The sequence below is a fragment of the Arthrobacter sp. SDR-2R genome, from assembly GCF_057747955.1.
The window spans coordinates 1,382,552-1,401,326 of record NZ_CM173231.1; the positions used below are offsets into that span (position 1 = coordinate 1,382,552).

Consider the following 18,775-nt stretch of genomic DNA (forward strand, 5'->3'; position numbering starts at 1 on the left):
GCTTTGGTGCCTGCGGTGCTTAGCTGTTGTCCGGCTTGGCCAGGCTCTCCTGATCCTCTTCCTTGGCAGGCTCGTCGGAGAGGCCCTGCGGGGTGAGGTCCAGGTCCTCCCGGTTCTCGGGCGCCTCCGGCGCTTCCCCGGTCTCTGCGGCCTTGAGGTTGCCGGTGTCGTCCAGGGCCGGATTGGCGCCCTCCACTCCCGTGGGATCACCCTTGCCGCCGGATCCCGTTCCGGCGTTAAGCGGGGCGGTGCTGCTGGATCCCGTGTTGGTGGGGTCGTTCTCGTCGATCGAATTGGGCTCGTTCGTCATGGAATTGTCCTCTCGGCGTGGTCCAGCCTTGTCCGCCGACCATAGGCACAGCGGGGCCTGATCCGCAAGGAAGGGCCCGACCCGATGTTCCCCTCGGCTAGCATCGCTGGCATGCCCGGTACAGCCATCACCACTGCCTTCATCCCTGTCCGCAACCCACGCGCCGCCGCCGACTGGTACCGCCGGTTTCTTGGACTCAGCGTCGCGGAGGCGAACACCTTCTCAGCAGTCCTCACCGCTGCGGGAACCGCGTCCGTCACGCTGATGGGCCCGGACAGCGGCATCAAGGCCGCCCCCGGGCTGGCGTGGGCAACCTGCAATTTCATGGTGGACGACCTGACTGGAACGCATGCCGTGCTGGCGGAAAGCGGTGTTCCGGTCGGTGCCATCGAAGGGTCTCCGGAGGTATGCCTCTTCTTCACGGCGCAGGACCCGGACGGCAACACGCTGCTGCTCACCGACCGATAGCGGCTCAACCTATAGTGGGGGTTGAACTGCAGACGCCAGGCTGAGGAGGCCCCGCATGCTCGTGCTCGTCATCAACTCCGGTTCGTCCTCCCTGAAGTACCAGGTCCGTGACGTGGCCGCCGGAACGGTCCTCACCGAGGGGCTGATCGAGAGGATCGGCATGGGCAACGGCGGCGGCGGGGACGGCGAGATCGAGGGCCCGCGGGACCACGCGGAGGCGCTGGAGCAGGTGGACGCGGCCATCCACCGGGAACTGGGCGGCCTTGAGCTCGGTGCGGTGGGGCACCGGGTGGTCCACGGCGGCGAGCGGTTCGCCGAACCCGTCCTGGTGGACAACGAGATCACCCGCGCCATCGAACGCCTCAACCCGCTGGCGCCGCTGCACAACCCCGCCAACGTGCTGGGCATCCGAGCCATCACCAAAAAGTGGCCCAAAATGCCGCAGGTGGCCGTGTTCGACACCGCCTTCCACCGCACCCTGCCCGAGCACGCGTGGCGCTACGCCGTCCCGGACGAGCTGTACACCAACCACGGCATCCGCCGCTACGGCTTCCACGGGACCTCCCATGAGTACGTGGCGCGCCGGTCGGCCGCCCTGCTGGACCTTCCCGCTGAGGAGTTCGACGGCGTCATCGCGCACCTGGGCAACGGTGCCTCCGTGACCGCCATCCGCGGCGGGAAGTCGGTGGACACCTCCATGGGCTTCACCCCGCTGGAGGGCCTGGTCATGGGCACCCGCTCCGGCGACCTTGACCCTTCCATCCTGGTGTTCCTTGGCCGCGCCGGCTGGACGCCCGAGGACATCGATACCATGCTCAACCGGGAATCGGGGCTGAAGGGCCTGGCCGGCAACAACGACATGCGCTCGGTAGTGGAAGCCTCTGAGTCCGGGAACGAAAAAGCCACGATGGCGCTCGCGGTGGCATCCTACCGGCTGGCCAAATACATCGGCGGCTACCATGTGGCCGTCGGTGGGGCCAAGGCTCTGGTGTTCACCGCGGGGATCGGCGAGAACTCCTCCCAGTTCCGGGCGCAGGTGGCGGACCGGCTGTGCGCCCTGGGCATCGAGCTCGACGGCGGCCTGAACTCCCAGCGGTCCAAGGAACCGCGCGTCATTTCCACGCCCTCGTCCGCGATTCCCGTCCTGGTGGTCCCCACGGATGAGGAACGCGCCATCGCAGAGGCAACAGCCGCCGTCGTCGGTTCAGCTGCTCCCTGATTTTCCCTGACGGCAGGGTACGACCGGGGAGCAGCAGGCCTCAGTAAGTGTCGAAGTCGCAGGGTTCCACCGCGGGCTCGGCCGGGGTTCTTGCAGCCAGGTCACGGAGCCGCGCAATGAGTCTCCTGGTTTCCGCGTCCTGTTCGAGGACGGCGTAAACCGGGGCCGCCGCATCCCGGAAGGCGGTGAGGTCCTGGTCTGTTGCCATAACCACTTTGCCGCCGCCCTCGCAGTACCGACGCGCCTCGTCCGCGAGCGGTGAGAGGAGTGAGGAGGCCCAATCCCTGGTTGAGTCCGCCGCCTCCTGGAGAATTCGCTGTTCTTCCGCACTGAGGGCGGTCCTGGCTTTGTCGTTTATCACCAGGGTGCTGATCTTTGAGTGCACTACAAGGTTTCCGGTGGCGATGGCGCGCCCTGTCCTGGTCTTCGCGCCCGGCAAATTGGAGGCGTAGGCCATTGATGATTCCGCGCCGCCTACCGTTCCGGCCTCAACTCCGTCACCGAATTCCCGGTCAGCCAGGTCCCGAGGCAACGCGCCAAGCGCCTCAAGGACTGCGTAGTTCGTTCCGGATAGGGGTGCCCTGATCACCATCCCCTGGATGTCCGCCAACCTGAGGATGGGCGAGGCGAAGGAGAACAGTATCCGCTGGCCCTCGGGAAGCAGCGCCAGCCCTGTGACGCCCACATCCTTGAGGCCGGCCAGCATCCCTTGCCCATACTCCGGTTTCACCACTTCCCTGGTCATGGCGCTGGATGTCACCAGGAAGGGAGCGGAGAGGGCACGGAAAGACAGTATCCCCTCGGTGTCCCAGGCCCGGGCCGGCACCACAGCCATCTCCAGGTCCCCGCTCATCACCCGGTGGGCCACGGCCTGGTCCCAGGCTCCGGCCCCATCACCTGCGGCCTTGAGGACCGGTTCAATGACCAGGCTCCCGTGGGAACGGTCCTCAACCTGCCGGACAAATTCTTCGATCTGGCCGCGGGTGGGTACGTTCGCATCGTCCTGCGTCGCGATGCGGAGCACTTTGGCAGTGCGGGCTGCCGTGGTCGCCGGCTGGGTGGGATCCTCAGTGGAGTCGTTATAGGTGCACGACACGGTGGCCAGCAGCATGCCGACCGCCAGAGCGGCTGCCCAAAGCTTCGCCGGCTTCTCCATCGAAACTACTTTCCAAGGGATGGGACATCCACAACACGGGCGCCAGCAGGCCGTAGGCGAACCGTACTCCCCGGAGGTTCGCCGGAGCAAGAGCAGACCCGCCCCGCGAAGGTGCCGGCCGCCGTCGTTCTTCACCGGACCTTTGGCGTAGCCTCGATCCATGCCTGACATTTCCCTGCCGATCCGCACCGAACGGCTGGTACTCCGCCGTTTTGACGGCGGTGACCTTGAGGCCTTCCACGCCTACCACTCGTTGCCGGAGACCGCCCGGTTCCTGCCCGGCCCGGCCAAGAGCTACACCCAGTCGATGGAGCGGGTGGGCCGGTACGCCAACTTTGCCTTCGAGAAGGAGGGCGACTGGGTGGCCCTCGCCATCGAGGCAGCGAATGAGCCCGGGCTGCAGGGGGAGGTGGTGCTCAAATGGCTGCCGGGACTCGGCCAGGGCGAAGTCGGGTGGACACTGGCGCCCGGAGCACGCGGCAAGGGTTACGGCACGGAGGCCGCCCGGGCCATGCTCCAGCTGGGCTTCGGGGAACTGGGCATGCACCGGATTGAAGCCCGGCTGGATGAACTCAATGTGGCGTCGGCGTCAGTGTGCGGCCGGCTGGGCATGCGGCTGGAGGCGCGGCACATCGACAAGTGGCATTACAAGGGCCAGTGGGCCACCGAGCTCATCTATGCCATCCTGGCCGATGAATGGCGCATCGGTTCCGGCGGTGAGCTTTAGGCCCGGCCCTTGAGGATCAGGTTCCAGTAGATCTTCGGGAACAGGTCCCGGTCCACAACCCATGACAACTTGCTTTCGTTCCAGGTGGGCACCCGCGGAAGGGTGGGCATGGGGCGGTAACGGTCATCGAACTCGGCGAACACCACCGTGTCCCGTGACACCGTGAACGGGCACACCGAGTAGCCGTTGTACTTCGCCGGCAGCCGCTTGCCTTTCCGGGCTGCCACCAGGTTCTTGGCCACCACTTTGGTCTGCTTGCGCAGCGCCCCGCCGGATTTGGAGTTAGTGGTGCCTGCGGCATCGCCCAGGGACCACACATTGGGGTAGCGGAGGTGCCGAAGGGTCTGCCGGTCCACCTCCACGAAGCCGCCCGTGTCACCGGCGGCCGGCAGGTCCGTGGCCTTGAGCCAGTCCGGGGCCGACTGCGGCGGGACGGCGTTGAGGACGTCGTAGTGCAGGTCCTCCACGGTACCGGCGGCAAGATCCCGGATGGTGGCTGTCTGGCCTGCAGCATCCACGCCAACCAATTCGCTGTTGGTCCGCAGTTCGATGCCGTACTCCGCAATCTTGCGGTCCAGTTCGCGGTCCACCTCCGGAACCCCGAACACGGTGGGGTAAGGCTGGACCATCACCACGCGGATCCGGTCCAGGAGGCCCTGTTCCCGCCAGTAGTCGCAGGCCAGGTACATGGGTTTCTGGGCAGCGCCGCCGCACTTGATGGGGCCCGCCGGCATGGTGAAAACGGCGGTGCCGGACGTCATGCTGCGGAGCAGCGTCCAGGCCTTGGACGCCAGTTCGAACTCGTAGTGGGAGGCGCCGGAGGGCGAGTGCACGGCCTCGGCCAGGCCCGGTACCGCGTCCCAGTCGTACTGCAGCCCGGGGCACACCACCAGCTGCCCGTAGGCCACGGTGGAACCGGACGCCAGGGTGACCGTGTTGGCGGCGGCGTCAATGCCCGCGGCGGCGTCATGGATCCACGTCACGCCCTGGGGCGTCACGGATTCCTGCGAGCGGATGGCTTCCTGCGCCTGGGCGCGGCCTCCTGCGATATGCGAAAAGAGCGGCTGGTAGAGGTGATGGTCCTTGGGCTCGATCACAGCCACGTCCTTGACCCCGTACCGCTGCAGCCGGGCCGCCAGGGAGATGCCGGCGTTTCCGCCGCCGATGATGACTACCTCGTGCTGGGCAGCCACGGCGCTACTTCTTCTCGGTCAGCGCGGATGCCTTGTGCGCCGCCCGCGCACCCATCTTGTCCGACTCCACCACATACTGAGGTTCGTCCTCACTGGCGCGGTGCGTGTTGCCGTCGAGTTCAAAGTCGCTGGTCTTTTTTTCGACGATTTTGCCGTGCGTCTTGCCCTGCGAAGTGTTCCACTCCACGTGCGTTCCCTTGCTCAATGACATGCCTGCTCCTCTGGGATCCCTGCGGAAAACAAGTGCCCCCCAATAGTAAGCATGGTTAGCTTATGGGCGCATTGACAGGGAAGCGGAGCCGGTCCAAGCTGGCGCTGCGCCTACCTGCCAACCGAACCGCGTCGGCACCAGGTGTCGGTCCAGGAGGATCCGATGCCAGTTGTAGAAGAATCCGTTGTCATCGCCCGGCCGCCGCAGGAAGTCTTCGATTTCCTGTCGAAGTTCGACAACATCGCCGTCTACGATTCCTCGGTCACCACCTCTGAGCAGGTGGGGACCGGTCCGGTCGCGGAGGGAACCCGGGGGAGGGGAACAAGCAAAGTGATGGGACGGCGGTTCGACTGGACCGTCGAAGTGGTGGAGTTCGATCCGCCCAGGCGGATGGTGTCCCGCTCCGTTGAAGGAAAGTTGAACTTCACGGTGACGTTCACATTGGAACCGGCTGATGGCGGCACCCGCGTCACCCAGCGGATCGATGCCGAGTCCGGCCTGGGCGGCATCTTCGGCAAGATCGCAGATCCTCTCGTGGAGCGCGCCCAGGGACGGACCGTCCGCGCCAACCTTGAAACACTCGCCGAATGGCTGGTGGAGCACCCGCAAACCTGAGCCCTGCCTGCTGCCCCGAGGGCGAAGGAAAGCGTACGACGGCGGGACGCGCCCGCCGTCGTACGTTTCAGTCCTGCTTCAGGCCGGCTCCGGGCAGCAGTTCTGTTGCGCCCAGGGAATCGGCGATGAAGGCGTAGTCCCAGGCCCTCTCGCGCCACTGCACGTACCGTCCGGACGCGCCGCCGTGGCCACCGTCCATCTCGATCTTCATCACGATAGGTTCGGACCCCGTGGTCTTGTTCCGCAGTTCCTGCACCCACTTGGCCGGCTCCACGTACAGGACCCGGGTGTCGTTGAAGGACGTCACCGCGGCGATCTTGGGGTAGGCCACCGCCCGCACGTTTTCGTAGGGGGAGTAGGACTTCATGTAGGCGTAGGCCAGCGGGTCCGTGATGGGATTGCCCCATTCCTCCCACTCCAGCGCGGACAACGGCAGGTCCGGATCCAGGATGCTGGTGAGCGGGTCCACGAACGGCACCTGCGCCACGATGGCGGCGTACTTCTCCGGTGCCATGTTGGCCACGGCACCCATCAGGAGTCCGCCGGCCGAACCGCCCAGGGCGGCGATGCGGGAGGGATCCACCCAACCCGAGTCCGCCAGCCAGTCGGTGGCGTCCACGAAGTCGGTGAAGGTGTTCTTCTTGGTGAGCTTCTTGCCGTCCTCGTACCAGTGCCGGCCCAGCTCGCCGCCGCCGCGGATGTGGGCGATCACGAACACCACACCGCGGTCCAGCAGGGACAGCCGTGCTACTCCGAAGCCGGGGTCCATGCTCATCTCGTAGGAGCCGTACCCGTACACCAGGCCGGCCGCCGTCGAATCCTGTTTGACGGCCTTGTGCCGCAGGACCGACAGCGGGATGCGCGTGCCGTCACCTGCGGTGGCCCATTCCCGGGTGGCCACGTAATCGCTTCCGTCATAGCCACCCAGCACGGGGCTCTCCTTGCGGAGCAGCAGTTCGCCGGTGGGCTGCTCCGGGGTGGGCAGGACGAAGTCGTAAATCCGGGACGGCGTGAAGTAGGACGTGTAGCCCAGCCGGATCACGGGTGCCTCGTAGTCCGAACCGCCCACCCCCGCCGTGTACAGCTCCTCGTCGAACGCCGGCTCCACCGGCGCCTGCTGCGCAGGCGTGCCCAGCCCGGCCAGCCCCATCACCTGGACGCGCTCGATGGTGTCCTTGCGGATGGACACGACCAGGTGCGTGGCGGTGACACCGGCGCCGTTGACGCGGACGTCGCCGGAATGTTCCACGACGGTCTGCCAGGTCTGTTCTGCCAGCGGCTTGTGGAGTTCTTCCGCGTCAGCCAGGGAGACCATGGAGTTGATGGCGCCGTGGTTGTGCGTGAGCAGGATTTTCTCGGTTTTCCCGTCGGGGCCGTCGAGCAGGAAGGGCTCGGCCTCATACAGGATGTGTTCATCCCGCGAGATCACCGTGCTGACGGTCCCGGTGGGGTCGTCGAAACGGAGCAGCCGGGTTTCGCTGTACTCCGAGCATCCAATGCCCAGCACCAGGTAGCGCCGGTCCGCCGAGAGCTCGAAGCCCAGCCACATGGCGGGGTCGTCCTCCTGGTACACCACAACGTCGTCGGCCACGGGTGTGCCCAGGACGTGCGCCTTCACCTGATACGGGCGCCAGGACTCGTCCACCACTGTGTAGAAGATGCGGGTGCCGTCCGGGGAGAACGCCACGCCGTAGAAGATGTTTTCGATGGAATCCGGCAGCAGTTCACCGGTGCGGAGGTCCTTGATCCGGAGGGTGAAGCGTTCGTCTCCGGAGTTGTCCACTGCGTAGGCATAGAGGGTGCCGTCAACCGTGACGGCGGTGCCGCCTATGGAGAAGAACGGCTTGCCTTCGGCTTCCACGTTGCCGTCCACCAGGATTTCCTCGCCGGGGATCTGCAGGCCGGGTTCCACGGCGGGCGGAGTCCAGTCCGCCACTTTGTCTCCGGTGTCCTGCGCCTTGACCCGGCAGTGGATGCCGTATTCCTTGCCCTCCGCGGAGCGGCTGAAGTACCACCAGCCGTCCTTGCGGTGTGGAACGGAGAGGTCTGTTTCCTGGGTGCGGCCCTTGATCTCCTGGAAGATGGCCTCGCGGAGCGGCTCCTGGTGCGCGGTGACGGCTTCCTGGTACGCGTTTTCGGCCCGCAGGTGCTCCACGACCTCCGGCGATTCCTTGTCCCGCAGCCACTCGTAGTTGTCCACGAACGTCTCCCCGTGGTGGGTGCGTTCGGTGGGGATCTTCTTGGCAACCGGGGGCGCCGGGGTGGCAGTGCCGGTGGAATCCTGCAGGGAGGTGGAGGTCATGGATTCAATATATAGACCAGCCCGGACAAGTCGGCAGGCCGTTCGCTACCGGGGGAGAAGGGACGCCCCGAATGGGGCGAAAGACTCTGGGATCCTGCCCGCGGTTCCCGGCACCCTGAAAGGGTCCCGCAGGGAAAAGGAGAAACCATGACCCCCGAATCCGGACCGGCTCCCCGCGCCAAAGCATGGCTGGCGGTGACCCGCTGCATGGGAACGTCGTGCGTGATGCTGGTCCGCAGGCAGGTGCATCTTCCCAAGGAAAACGTGGGCCGGGTGCTGCGCTTCGCTGACGGCAGCACCTCGCGGGTCTACCGGGAGACCGCCGTCGACCGGCAGCCCGGTGAGCCCTGCATCCTGGTGGTGGCCTTCACGCTGCGCCTGGTCCGGGGCCGGATGCACCGCCTTTTCGAGGCGGAAAGCCTGCTGAACACCCCGCTCTTCGTCGGGTTCCCGGGCTTTGTTTCCAAGCTGTGGTGCGCCCACGACACCTTCGGTGCCTACCGCGGCCTGTACGAATGGGACGGTGCCGAGCGGGCGCGAAGCTACGCGGCGGCCCTCTGGCGGGTCCTGGAACTGGTCAGCGTCCCCGGGTCCATCAGCTACAAAGTGGTTCCCGGGCTGCGCCGCGACGAGGTGCTCGCAAACCCCGCCCGGATGCAGGAAGCAGCAGCCACCCAGGACCACGCCTGGTGGCGGCTTCTCGGCCAGGCATGACGGCCGGGCGGGTATGGCAGTCAGGCAACGCACGACGGCGGACACCGACCTTCTGGTGGTAGGCGCGGGTCCCGCCGGGCTCACCACGGCCCTCCAGGCGCACGCCCACGGAGCCACGGTCCGGGTGGTGGACCGGCGCGAACACCGTGTCCGGCCGTCCCGGGCGATGATGCTGCATGCACGGGCACTGGAGGGCCTTCGCCCGCTGGGCGTGACCGACGCGTTGCTGGACCGGGCCGACACCACGCCCCTGGCACGCATCCACTTCGGCCGGCGCGTGGTCGAAGCCCGGTTGGGCCACGCGGACCTCCCGGATACCGCCTTTCCGCACCTGACCCTGGTCCGGCAGGCCGACGTCGAGGACGTGCTCTGGCAGGCACTGCAGGCCAGGGGCGTGCCGGTGGACTGGGGCGTGGAGTTCTGCGGACTGGGACCGGAGGGCACCCTGGATACCGGCGGTGGCCCGGGGCCTGGCCTGGTGCTTGCGGAGCTTCGCGACGCCGGGGGCGGAGCCGGCGGCCACGCTTCCCGGTTCCTTGCCGGATGCGACGGGCAGTCCAGCACGGTCCGCGGCTTCACCGGCGCGCAGTGGCGGGGTGCCCCGTACCGGGTGGAGGCGGTCCTGGCGGACCTGGAGCTTGATGGCGCCCTGGACCCTGGCCTGCTGCACGTGGCCGTCGGGACCGGGGGACTGGCCTTCCTCTTCGCGCTGGGCGAGGGCGCCACCTGGCGGATGCTGGCCACCCGGCAGGCGCTGCCGCAATCCACAGCCGGCTTCGGCCAGCTGGGTCCGCCCGTTCCGCCGGATGAAGTGGCCCGCCTGATGGGGGAGTCGGGACTGGGTGCTGCGGTCCGGGACGTGCGCTGGTCGGCCCAAGTCCCGCTTCAACACCGCCTGGCCAGTACGTTCGGAAACACTCCGCTCTTCCTCGCCGGCGACGCCGCGCACGCCCACTCGCCTGCGGGCGGGCAGGGCATGAACAACGGCATCCTGGACGCGCTCAACCTCGGGTGGAAGCTCGGTTTCGCCTCGACGGCAGGCGGGCCGCTCCCGGAACTGCTGGCAACCTATGGGCACGAGCGGCGGCTCGCGGCCCGGCGCGTGCTGGCGCTGACGCACGTCATCTTCTTCGGCGAAGCCTCGCCGCACCCGGTGGCCCGCCTGGCCCGGAGCCTCCTGCCCGTCTTCGCTCCGGTCCTGCCGGTGCTGCTCCGCCGGCAGTGGCTCACCTCCCAGGGCATCAGGCTGTTGTCCCAGCCATTCGTTCGCTACCGGAACAGTGCCATCTCCCGGGACGGCACGCCGCGCGCCGCCGGGTGGCCGAGGCCCGGCGAGCGGCTGCCGGATGCGCCCGTGACGGTCGGCGGGCGGGCGGCCCGCCTACACGAACTGACCGCCGTGCCCGGCGTCCACCTTTTGCTGGAACGCGACGCCGGCCCTGGTGCCTTTGGCGGTAGCCCCACCTTGCGGTCACGGACGGGACCCGGTCCCCTGCTCCATGTCCACCGCCTCGACAGCCACCCGGGCCGGGGCGTTGTGGCGGTCCGCCCGGACGGATACGTCGGTTTCCGCTGTGGGGAGGCAGGCTCCGCCCAGCTGCGCGGCTGGCTGCGGCTGGTCGGCGCCGTCCCGGACCAATCAGCGCTGTACTAAACGGCGCCGGACTGGAGGGTAGTTGCCGGCGGGCCGCAGGCGTATTCTGTTCAGTTCAAGGCACATCCGCCCAGCGTGAGAGGGGAAGTTCCATGACCATCCCGCCAGTGCACGAACCCGAGCCGTTTCCGCCCGAACCCGGTCCGGAGCCCACATCGCCGGATCCCACCCAGCCGCGCCCGCCCGGCCCGCCGTCTCCCAATCCGTTCCCCGCGCCGGCGCCCCCAGGCCCGCTGCCCGTCCCGGATCCAGGGCCCGCACCGCTGCGTCCGGACCCCACCAGGGACTGACCGGAGAAGACAGGACCTAGTCCGGAAGGGGCCTCTTGCACAGCAGGAGCTGTGCAAGAGGCCCCTTCCGTGTGCCCGGGTAAAAGGCCGAAATCCGAAGCCTGCAGGACCGAAAAATTCTTCAGGAATCGGCACCCAAACCTCTTGCGGACCTGCTTCCACGGTGCTAAAAAATCTATGTCAGCGAATATAGATCGACTGACGTGGATGTTGGATCAACTCTCACGAGGAGGGAAGCCATGTTGATGCGAACCGATCCGTTCCGCGAGCTGGACAGGCTAACCCAGCAAGTCCTCGGAACCACTGCACGTCCGGCGGCGATGCCGATGGATGCATGGCGCGAGGACCAGGAATTCGTCGTGGCCTTTGATTTGCCGGGTGTCACGGCGGACTCGGTGGACCTGGATGTCGAACGGAACGTCCTGACGGTGCGGGCGGAGCGTCCCGATCCCGCTGGCAAGGATACCGAGCTGATTGCCGCTGAGCGGCCGCGCGGCGTCTTCAGTCGCCAGCTGATTCTTGGCGACACCTTGGACACAGAGAATGTGAAGGCCAGCTATGACGCCGGTGTCCTGACGCTGCGGATCCCGGTCGCCGAAAAGGCCAAGCCGCGCAAGATCGAAATCGAAACAAAGGGGGAAAAGCAGGAAATCGCTGCCTAGACCTGAAGAACCGGGAGGCGGCCATATCTGTTGACTGCCTTTTTGGGGCGAATCGCCATTCTGTGCACGCCACAGCGCCAAACAGCGCAACGGCAGCGTAGGCCCTGACCTCCCGACACGGCGGCCCCCGGCTTTGGCCGGGGGCCGTCCGCATGTCCGGGCGGTCCACGTCAAGGGTCAGGTGCCCAGTTCCAGCATCAGCGCCGGCAGTTCGTCGGCAAGTTCACGGGCCAGGAACCCCAACGGGCCCAGCCTGCTGGCCAGCCTGTCTGCCGCGGCTGCGTGCAGGTGGGTACCCCAACAGGCTGCCTGCGCGCTGCTGGTTCCCCGGGCACGGACCCCGGAAATGGCCCCGGCCAGCACGTCCCCGCTGCCGGAGGTGCCCAGTCCGCCGTACCCCGTGGTGATCTTCCACAGGTCCGGCTCGTCGGGGTTCAGCCCTGGCGGCTGGGTGATCAGCCCCTGGCAGCTGACTACGGCGTCGAACCGTTCGGAGATTTCGGCCAGGTCCTTCTCGAGATCATCCGCGTCCCGCCCCAGCAGGATGCCGGCCTCCGTGGGATTCGGTGTGAGGATGAGGCGGCCGCGCCACGGGTCCAGCCGGTCCTCCAGGTGTACCAGCGCGGCCAGCGCGTAGGCATCGAGGACGACGGCGGCGCCTTGCCTGCTGCCGGCGCCACCACCGGGGTTGCCGCCACCGCCGTGGCCGCCGCCGGCCTCGCGCTTAAGCAACGCCTCCAGCAGTTCACCGGCAAGGTCGGGGTCGTCCAGGCCGGGCCCCACCAGGAGGGCATCCGCCTGGTCCACGTAGGAGTGGATGCTGTCCAGTTCCGGTTTGACCGAGCCGCCGGCAGTCTCCGGCAGGCCGATGGAACCGCACTCGGGCAGCGCCACCCCCAGCTGGACGGCCACCGACCCGGCAACGGCCAGGGTCAGCTTTCCGGCGCCCGCGCGCAGCGCTGCGGTGCCGGCCAGCAGGGCGGCGCCGGGGGTGGCCCGGGCACCGCCCACCACCAGCACTGAGCCACGGGAATACTTGTCCGCGCCCGGTGCCGGCAGCGGCCAGTCCCGCAGGAGCGACGGCGTCACCAGGGTGGCGCCGGAGGATTCACCGCGGCCGGACACTGGTGTCTCCGGCATGCTCGGTGACGGTGACGCCCTGCTCGGCCAGGTGGTCGGCCACGTTGAAGCTCTCCAGCGTCCACGGCCCAACGCCGGAGGGGCGGACGAACCGGGTCACCGAGGCGTTGAGGATGGCCTCCGTGGCTGCCAGGTCCAGCAGTTCCTTCTCGCTCAGCCCCTCCAGCACGTACCGGAACAGCATGATCACGGCGTCGTGGCACACCAGCATCACCCGCTGGCCGGTGCCCAGGCCGTTCAGCTCTGCCAGTACGGACCGCAGCCGCAGCGCCACGTCCGCCCAGGATTCCCCTCCCGGCGGCCGGTAATACAGTTTTCCCAGCCAATCCCTGCGTTCGGATTCCTCGGGGTAGCGGCTCTCCACGCCCAGCCGCGTGAGCCGGTCCAGGATGCCGAGTTCGCGGTCGCGGAGCCGCTCGTCCGTGCGCACCTGCAGCGGCCAGCCGGCTGTTTCCACCGCAATTTCAGCGGTCTGGCGGGCACGGGCATAGGGGGAGGACACCACGGCGTCAGGGCGGAACTCCCCGGCGGTCCGGCCCAGGGCGATACCCAGCGCCTTGGCCTGTTCCCTCCCGGTTGCCGACAGGTCCACGTCCGCATCACGGGCCGGAACCTCGATGACCTCCACTCCGGCCGCACGGGCCTCGGTGGCCGCCACGTTGCCCTCGCTCTCGCCGTGCCGGACCAGGAGCAGCTCCACGGCCCCGGCCTGCTGGACGGCCTCCGTCAGGCCGTCGTCGTTTGCTGATTCACCCTTCAAGAAACCACCCCGTCCTCGCCGTGCCCGAAATGCCGTGCCGATTGCAGGAACACTACCAACGGCGTACCCAGGGGGCGGCGGAAAATAACGGCCGACGGCGGCCGCGCACCATGGGTGCGCGGCCGCCGTCGGCGCAGCAACAGTGCCGCGGGGACCCGAAGCTACGGCTCCGGCGTCAGGACCTTGGAGAACACCGTGGCTCCGTTGGCGTTGCGAAGGCTCACGGTGAAGCTGTTGTCCGCATCCAACTGGACGTGCCCGAAGAACTGGTTTTCGCCGCCGCGCGGGGACTCCCCGGCAAAGCGCCCTGCCTTCGAGAACACCACCTCGGGCCCGAACGTGCCGTCCATCGTGTTGGGGCCGAATGATCCCGCGGCGATGGGCCCGGCCACGAACTCCCAGAACGGATCGAAGCCGGTGAAGGCTGCCCGTTCGGGGGAGTAGTGGTGGGCGGCGCAGTAGTGCACATCGGCGGTGAGCCACACCGTGTTCTTCACGCCGTTGCGCTTGAAGGCGCTCAACACCGCGGCAATTTCCAGCTCACGGCCCAACGGGGCGCCGGCGTCGCGGTTGGACAGGCTCTCCTGGTTGACCGGGCCGTCCGGCACCACGATGCCCAGCGGCAGGTCCGCGGCGATCACCTTCCAGGTCGCCTTTGACTTCGAAACTTCGCGGATCAGCCAGTCCACCTGCTCCTGGCCCAGGATGGAGGTGGCGTAAGGCTCCTTGCCGTCCGTGTTGGGCGATTTGAAGGTGCGCATGTCCAGGCAGAAGACGTCCAGCTGCGGTCCGCGGCTGATTTTCCGGTAGATCCGGGCGGGCTGGTACTGGCCGGCGTCGTCGAACGTTCCCGGGCGCCAGACGGCCGAGCTGTCCGCGATGGGCATGTTTTCCTGCCATGCCTGCCGGCCGCGGGCAGCCAGGGTGTTGACGTCCCGCACCGTGTATCGGGAGTCATCGATGATCTGGCCGGGGTACCAGTTGTTGTGGGTCTCGTGGTCGTCCCACTGGGCGATCACGGGGACGTCAGCGAACATGGCCCGCATGTTGGCGTCCATGGAGTTGTACCGGTGCCGGCCGCGGAACTCGGTGAGCGTTTCGGCCACCTTGGAGACCTCCTCTGTCACCAGGTTCCGCCACACCTGGCCGTCCTTTTCCACCACGCTTTCGGCGATGGGCCCGTCGGCGTAAATTGTGTCGCCGGAGTGGATGAAGAAGTCCGGGCGGGTCTGGTGCATGGCCAGGTAGCCGCGCATCCCGCCGATCTCCTCGTTGATGCCCCACCCCTGGCCAGCGGTGTCGCCGGTCCACACAAAGCTTTGCGCAGACGACGCCGGGACGTCGCCGCCGCTGCTGGTGCCACCGGTGCGGCCCGTGCCGTTGATCGTTCCGGCGTCCGGCGCCGTGCGGAAGCTGCCGCGGACCGTCTCGCCGGCCGCCCCGCCGTCGTCCTCGAAGCTGATTTCCAGTGCGAAGCGGGTGTTGGACGGCAGGTTTCCCGCATGGATCTTGGCGGTGAAATCGGACGCCTGGGTGGCCCGGGGCCCGCGGAGCACCCGCTCAAAGGCGCCGCGCCCGCGCAGGACCTGGCCGCCGTCGTCCACGGCCCGCAGGACTGCCGTCATCCGGCCTGCGCCGGACGCGCGGGACCACAGAACGGCTGAATCGGAGGTGACGTCGCCGGTGGCGATGCCGCTGGGCAGGGTCAGGCGGTTGCGGACCAGCGCAACGCCTGACGGTGTGGTGCCTGCCTGGGCAGCGGCCGGGACGGATGCGAGCGCGGCGGCCAGGACCGACCCCTTGACGACGGTGCGGCGTGAAACGGTGGCGCGGGAGTTCTCAGTCATGCCCTCAGGTTCGCTCCGGCGGGCGCACAGACTCTGTCCCGCCGGTGAACCCCGGGTAAGCCGCTGCTGAACAAGGCGTGGCGGCCGCGTCCGGAGCGTATTGCCGCAGTGGCGACGCGCAAATTCCGCTGCGACGCCCAAAGTCATCGGCGCACCCCAAATATCGCCGCGCCAGGGAATATGCGCGTCGCCAGTGAATAAGCGTGTCGCTGGCGTGCCCTAAGGCCTCGCGAAGTCGCCGATCCGGCCCTCCCGAAGTGCCGCCCCCACGGCCGCGATGCCTCCGTAGTCCGGAAACAGTACGGATTGCCCGGCAACGAATCCGGAGCCCGCCGTCGGAAGCGTCATGGTGCCAATGGCGTTCACATCAAGGTTGCGCAGGCTGTAGGCCAGGATCGCTGCCTGGACGGGATCGAATCCCTTGTCCACCGTGAGGCAGCAGGAGGCAAAGTCGACCAGCGACCGCACGGCGTTGACGTCGTTCAGGGCACCGCCCCCGGTGAGGCGGGCCAGGATGGCGCGGAGCATGATCTGCTGGTCGCGGACCCGTTGGAAGTCGCCGTCGGAGAATGCGTAGCGCTCGCGGGAAAATTCCAGGGCGGCTTGTCCGTCCAGGTGGTTCATGCCCTGGGTGAAGACGTGCTGGGTTTCGATCGAGGACTGGAAGGACATCGGCACATTGACGTCGATGCCGCCCAGGCCGTCCACCAGGAGCTTGAACCCGCCGAAGTCGAGCATCAGGGTGTGGTCGATGGTAATTCCCAGCAGCTGCTGCACCGTGGCGGTTTGCAGGTCGATCCCGCCATACTGGAGCGCGGAATTGATCTTGGCGCTGCCGAAGCCGGGGATGTCCACCCAGTTGTCGCGGTTGATGGAGACGAGGTAGAGGTTCCGGCGGTCGGCAGGGACATGGACCACCATCAGGGTGTCCGCCCTCTGGTCTGAGGGTTCCCCGGTGGCGGCAGTGTGGGCGGCGGCGTCGCGTGCGGGAGTGTCACGGATGTCGCTGCCGATGACGAGGATGTTCATCGGGGCGGCGGGCAGGTCCGGGATCGGGGCAGGCGGCGGTGGGGGAGCAGGAGCGGGCGGGGGAGTTTCAGAGGGGGTCGGGGTGGGCGTGGGCGTCGGCGTCGGGCTGGGCGACTCGGTTTGGGTGGCTGCAGGCTGTGCTTGCTGGCCGGAGCGGCTCAGGCTGAAGACCGCGACTCCGGCAGCCACCACAAGTGCCAGCACCACCAGGGCGGCGACCCAGCGGCGGCGGCCCAGAGCCGCCAGCCAGGCCGGCCGGTGGGAACCGGAGGAACCCGGCGGCAGGGAACCGGAGTTCCCGGAGTTACCGGGCCCGGATGGATCAGAACCGCCTGGGATGCTCATGACGCCTCCACCTCATTGTGTTTGGTGGGTTCAGTGTGCGTCGGGCAGGCCCCGGTTGGCTACAAGGTTATCCAAACTGTCACCTGCGAAGGTTCCATCCGGTTCGGCGTCGAGCTGCGGTAACGCTGTTCCACTAGGGCGACTGGGGCGCGGTCCCGGGGACCGGGGCGTTGAGGCGGGCATGGCGCAGGATGGAGACAATGGCGGGGGCCAGCTGGTCCTCCATCTCCCGGTACACCTCCGGCGCGCGGCGGTACGGGTCCACGATGTCGTTGTCTGCGGAGTCGGCGGGGAGCGAAAGGTGGCGCACCCCGGCGGCCCGTGCCGGCAAGCCGCGCCACAAGGCGGCGTTGGCAGCCAGCCGGGCGTCGCCGTCGGACGCGTCGCCGCCCGGAAGCGCACCTGGGGAAGATTCGACGGCGGCCCGTTGGGCGTCTGTCCCGGAGGCCCGCTGGGCCAGGACATCAAGCATCCGGGCGAACTCGCGGATGGTGAACGTCCGCTTGAGCAGGGAGGCATCAAGCTGCAGGACCTCGCCGCGGTGCCCGGACGTCATGGTGAGCACCAGGTCAACGCCCCGCAGGATCCCGGGCGTGAGCTGCCGTGCCGCGAACCCTTCGGGATCACCGCCAAAGGTCCGCACGATGTCCGCGGAAATGGGCTGCATGGGTTCGCCCACCATGGCACGGGTTCCGGCGCTGGACACCTGGAAACCGCCCGGCACCACCTGGTCGAGTCCAGCCTGCAGCAGCCGTTCGGCCACCGGCGAGCGGCAGATGTTGCCGGTGCAGACGGTGAGGATTCGTACTGGTGCGGAAGTGTCCAAGGAGATGTCTCTTTTCCCAGCTGCTGGCGGATCCGGTCCGGACCCGTGCCTTTCAACTTAACACGCAACGGCGCGGCGGCGGGCTCCCGGGCCGGGCGCCGCCGCCGCGCCGCGGGAGTTCCCGGCGGGCGGAAATGCCGCTTACAACGTGGCCTGCAGCTGCTTCATCTGCGTGATCTCCGCCTGCTGCGCGTCCACGATGTCGTGGCCCAGCTTCACGGCGTCCGGGAATTTGCCGGCGCTGATCTCCTGCTGGGCCATGTCGATGGCGCCCTCATGGTGGCCGATCATCTGCTCGAGGAGCAGCCGCGCGGCCTCGGTACCGGTGGCAGACTTCAGCTTCTCGATGCCGTCGTCGTCCACCATGCCGGTCATGCCGTGTCCGGAGTGGTCGCTCATCATGGTGGGCACGTTCCACCCGCTGAGCCAGCCGGTCATCTGCGCGATCTCCGGTGCCTGCGCCGCCTTGATCTTGGTGGCGAGCGCGGTCACCTCTGCGGGCATGTCCGGCTTGGCCAGGATGATGCCGCTCATCTCCACCGCCTGGGCGTGGTGCGGGATCATCATCTGGGCAAACATGATGTCCGCCTGGTTATGGTCGGCGTTGGCGCTGGGCATGGTGCCGGCGCTTGGCATCGTGCTGGACATGGGGTTGGAGCTGCCGTGGTCCATGGGCATGCCGTTGCCGGAGCCGGCATTGGCCGCGCATCCTGCCAGGCCGAGGGAAGCCGCCAGGGCAGCAGCAATGGACAGGGTTTTGATAGTGGTGTTCATGGGTCCTTCAGGGATGTAGTGGAACTGGGCCGGGGTACAGGGCGCAGTCCGGTTTACGTCCGGCTGATGGAGAGGTCGCACGGTGATGGGCTGGGCGGCAGGTACCCGTAGGAAGAGCCTGGGTTGCCGGCCGCCGGCAGCAACGGAAGGACGGCAAGGGTTGCCTGCGGCGGGAGGACCGTCACGGGGCCGCCGGGGACCGACGGCACGCAGGGCGCCCCCGACTCCTGCGCCCCCGGGCAGGAGTTGCCGCAGGTGCCCGGCGCCAGGGCCGGCGGGTCGGTGGAAGCCGGGCCGGCCGCGTGGCCGGCGTGGCCGGGATGGTCCCCAACCGCGGAATGCACGACGGCGGCGGCCCCAGTCGGTGCCGCGGGGGCGGCCGCGCTGTGCGTATCCATGCCCTGGGCAACAGGCCCGTGCGAAGCATGCCCGGCGGTCAGCACGTGCATGCCCAGCAGCCCGGCGATGACGGCCAGGGTGGCGGCCAGCAGCCAGGCTGCGCGGAGGAAGGACGCCACGGCGCGGGTGGTCAT

The 18,775-nt window shown here is 68.0% G+C and carries 19 protein-coding genes; 7 read left to right on the forward strand and 12 right to left on the reverse strand.

The features are described 5' to 3' along the window. Positions 1-19: 19 nt before the first annotated feature. Positions 20-310, reverse strand: coding sequence for a hypothetical protein (locus tag AC3ANU_RS06370; protein WP_018768847.1), 291 nt, complete (start codon positions 308-310; stop codon positions 20-22). 111 nt (positions 311-421) lie between these two features. On the opposite strand from AC3ANU_RS06370, the gene AC3ANU_RS06375 reads away from it, so the two are divergent. After that, positions 422-778 (forward strand): VOC family protein, encoded by a 357-nt coding sequence (locus AC3ANU_RS06375; protein WP_488315664.1) that lies wholly within the window; start codon positions 422-424, stop codon positions 776-778. A 55-nt stretch (positions 779-833) separates the two neighbouring features. Then, positions 834-1,997, forward strand: a complete 1,164-nt coding sequence (locus tag AC3ANU_RS06380; RefSeq protein ID WP_488315665.1) for an acetate kinase — start codon at positions 834-836, stop codon at positions 1,995-1,997. Between the two features lie 40 nt (positions 1,998-2,037). On the opposite strand, the gene AC3ANU_RS06385 is transcribed toward AC3ANU_RS06380, so the two are convergent. Continuing rightward, positions 2,038-3,153, reverse strand: coding sequence for a TRAP transporter substrate-binding protein (locus tag AC3ANU_RS06385; RefSeq protein ID WP_488315666.1), 1,116 nt, complete (start codon positions 3,151-3,153; stop codon positions 2,038-2,040). 160 nt (positions 3,154-3,313) lie between these two features. On the opposite strand from AC3ANU_RS06385, the gene AC3ANU_RS06390 reads away from it, so the two are divergent. After that, positions 3,314-3,880, forward strand: coding sequence for a GNAT family N-acetyltransferase (locus tag AC3ANU_RS06390; RefSeq protein WP_056392717.1), 567 nt, complete (start codon positions 3,314-3,316; stop codon positions 3,878-3,880). Here AC3ANU_RS06390 and AC3ANU_RS06395 read toward each other — a convergent pair. Together AC3ANU_RS06395 and AC3ANU_RS06400 are read right to left on the reverse strand one after the other, a co-directional pair. Continuing rightward, on the reverse strand, positions 3,877-5,073 hold the full coding sequence (locus AC3ANU_RS06395) for an NAD(P)/FAD-dependent oxidoreductase (protein ID WP_488315667.1): 1,197 nt from the start codon (positions 5,071-5,073) through the stop codon (positions 3,877-3,879). The two genes, AC3ANU_RS06390 and AC3ANU_RS06395, sit on opposite strands and share 4 nt — an antisense overlap. A 4-nt stretch (positions 5,074-5,077) precedes the next feature. Then, on the reverse strand, positions 5,078-5,284 hold the full coding sequence (locus tag AC3ANU_RS06400) for a hypervirulence associated TUDOR domain-containing protein (protein ID WP_488315668.1): 207 nt from the start codon (positions 5,282-5,284) through the stop codon (positions 5,078-5,080). Between the two features lie 162 nt (positions 5,285-5,446). Here AC3ANU_RS06400 and AC3ANU_RS06405 point away from each other — a divergent pair, with 162 nt between their 5' ends. Further along, positions 5,447-5,899 (forward strand): SRPBCC family protein, encoded by a 453-nt coding sequence (locus tag AC3ANU_RS06405; protein WP_056392722.1) that lies wholly within the window; start codon positions 5,447-5,449, stop codon positions 5,897-5,899. Positions 5,900-5,966: 67 nt separating this feature from the next. On the opposite strand, the gene AC3ANU_RS06410 is transcribed toward AC3ANU_RS06405, so the two are convergent. Further along, on the reverse strand, positions 5,967-8,201 hold the full coding sequence (locus tag AC3ANU_RS06410; RefSeq protein ID WP_488315669.1) for a S9 family peptidase: 2,235 nt from the start codon (positions 8,199-8,201) through the stop codon (positions 5,967-5,969). A 147-nt stretch (positions 8,202-8,348) separates the two neighbouring features. On the opposite strand from AC3ANU_RS06410, the gene AC3ANU_RS06415 reads away from it, so the two are divergent. The 3 genes from AC3ANU_RS06415 to AC3ANU_RS06425 all read left to right on the forward strand — a co-directional run bounded on the left by AC3ANU_RS06415 (position 8,349) and on the right by AC3ANU_RS06425 (position 11,521). After that, complete coding sequence (locus tag AC3ANU_RS06415) at positions 8,349-8,915, forward strand: hypothetical protein (protein WP_223992588.1); 567 nt, start codon at positions 8,349-8,351, stop codon at positions 8,913-8,915. Positions 8,916-8,928: 13 nt separating this feature from the next. After that, entirely contained in the window at positions 8,929-10,569 is a 1,641-nt protein-coding gene (locus AC3ANU_RS06420) for an FAD-dependent monooxygenase (RefSeq protein WP_488315670.1), read from the forward strand. A 529-nt stretch (positions 10,570-11,098) separates the two neighbouring features. Then, a complete protein-coding gene (locus AC3ANU_RS06425; RefSeq protein WP_142071277.1) occupies positions 11,099-11,521 on the forward strand; it encodes an Hsp20 family protein in 423 nt (140 codons plus the stop codon). Between the two features lie 177 nt (positions 11,522-11,698). Here the strand turns inward: AC3ANU_RS06425 and AC3ANU_RS06430 are convergent, their stop codons facing one another. The 7 genes from AC3ANU_RS06430 to AC3ANU_RS06460 all read right to left on the reverse strand — a co-directional run bounded on the left by AC3ANU_RS06430 (position 11,699) and on the right by AC3ANU_RS06460 (position 18,775). Then, positions 11,699-12,646: an NAD(P)H-hydrate dehydratase gene (locus AC3ANU_RS06430; protein ID WP_488315949.1), complete on the reverse strand. Its 948-nt coding sequence runs from the start codon at positions 12,644-12,646 to the stop codon at positions 11,699-11,701. Next, the gene (locus AC3ANU_RS06435; protein WP_223992584.1) at positions 12,630-13,421 is read right to left on the reverse strand and encodes a histidine phosphatase family protein; all 792 of its coding nucleotides are present in this window, start codon (positions 13,419-13,421) and stop codon (positions 12,630-12,632) included. The genes AC3ANU_RS06430 and AC3ANU_RS06435 overlap by 17 nt, the downstream gene beginning before the upstream one ends. Positions 13,422-13,582: 161 nt before the next feature. Further along, a complete protein-coding gene (locus tag AC3ANU_RS06440; RefSeq protein ID WP_488315671.1) occupies positions 13,583-15,268 on the reverse strand; it encodes an alkaline phosphatase D family protein in 1,686 nt (561 codons plus the stop codon). A 219-nt stretch (positions 15,269-15,487) separates the two neighbouring features. Continuing rightward, a complete protein-coding gene (locus AC3ANU_RS06445; RefSeq protein WP_488315672.1) occupies positions 15,488-16,642 on the reverse strand; it encodes an LCP family protein in 1,155 nt (384 codons plus the stop codon). Positions 16,643-16,775: 133 nt separating this feature from the next. Continuing rightward, the gene (locus tag AC3ANU_RS06450; RefSeq protein WP_488315673.1) at positions 16,776-17,468 is read right to left on the reverse strand and encodes an arsenate reductase/protein-tyrosine-phosphatase family protein; all 693 of its coding nucleotides are present in this window, start codon (positions 17,466-17,468) and stop codon (positions 16,776-16,778) included. Positions 17,469-17,609: 141 nt separating this feature from the next. After that, complete coding sequence (locus AC3ANU_RS06455; RefSeq protein ID WP_488315674.1) at positions 17,610-18,242, reverse strand: DUF305 domain-containing protein; 633 nt, start codon at positions 18,240-18,242, stop codon at positions 17,610-17,612. Between the two features lie 53 nt (positions 18,243-18,295). Further along, entirely contained in the window at positions 18,296-18,775 is a 480-nt protein-coding gene (locus AC3ANU_RS06460; protein ID WP_488315675.1) for a hypothetical protein, read from the reverse strand.